General features: G+C 58.0%; 1 protein-coding gene. It reads right to left on the reverse strand.

Translation table 11 applies throughout. The features are described from left to right. The coding region (locus BTJ49_RS15230) for an amino acid adenylation domain-containing protein (RefSeq protein ID WP_146742396.1) at window positions 1-1,073 on the reverse strand (1,073 nt) is incomplete at both ends.

Consider the following 1,073-nt stretch of genomic DNA (forward strand, 5'->3'; position numbering starts at 1 on the left):
TACATTTTTGCATCCGGCTTGTCGACAAACGGGTCGGCAAGAAAGCGCTCGGCGGTGAGGTCGGGACGGTTGAGATAACCACGGGCCACGCCGGCTCCGCCGATGTATATCTCGCCCACGGCACCCAAGGGAACTGGCTGACCGTAGGCATCGAGTAGGTAGATACGCGTGTTGGCGATCGGTCTGCCGATTGGAATGCGGGTCGTTCCCTCGGTCAGGGTGTGCACAACAAAGGTCGTCGCAAAGGTCGTTGTCTCGGTCGGCCCATATCCGTTGAGTAGCCGCTGCGGTGGGTGGTCGTTCAGGATACGGTCAATGAAGATCGGATCTAGAACATCTCCCCCGATGATTAAGGTTTTGAGTTGATGCAACATGGGAGCCAAGGCATCGGCGAACTCGTTAAATAGGCCGACGGTAAGCCACATGACGTCTATTTGTGCCAATTGCAGCGTATCGACAAAAGTTGACGGCGAGCGCACCGTATCCCGATCGATGACAACGAGGGTGCCTCCGTTGAGCAGGGGAGCCCAGACCTCGAAAGTGCTGGCATCAAAGGCCGGGTTGGCCGCGAAGGCGACACGATCATCGGCATCGAGAGCCGCAAAACCACTATTGACGACCAGTCGACTGATCGCTCGATGAGGCACCAGCACGCCCTTGGGCGTGCCGGTGGAGCCGGAGGTGTACATGACATAGGCGAGATCGTCGCTATTGCGATGGCACGATGTTGGCTCAGCGGAAGGTAGTGTTTCGATCGTTTCGTCATTGAGCACCAGCACGGGAACCGGGAACTCGAGATCCGGATCTGGTGCAGTGTCGGCGAGCACCAAGCGGGCGGCGCAATCGGTGATAGTCCAATATTGCCGGGTAGACAGCGATTGTGGATCCAATGGGACATAGGTCGCGCCGGCCTTGAGGATGGCTAGCTCAGCGATGACCAGAACGGGGCTGCGCTCAAGCAATGTGACGACGTTGTCATCGGGGCGCACTCCCTGGTCGATCAGGTGGTGAGCGAGCCGGTTGGCCTGCGTGTTCAGTTGTGCGTAAGTAAGCGATTGATCTTCATAGACCAG

This window comes from Oleiagrimonas sp. MCCC 1A03011 (assembly GCF_003267965.1).
Lineage (GTDB): Bacteria > Pseudomonadota > Gammaproteobacteria > Xanthomonadales > Rhodanobacteraceae > Oleiagrimonas > Oleiagrimonas citrea.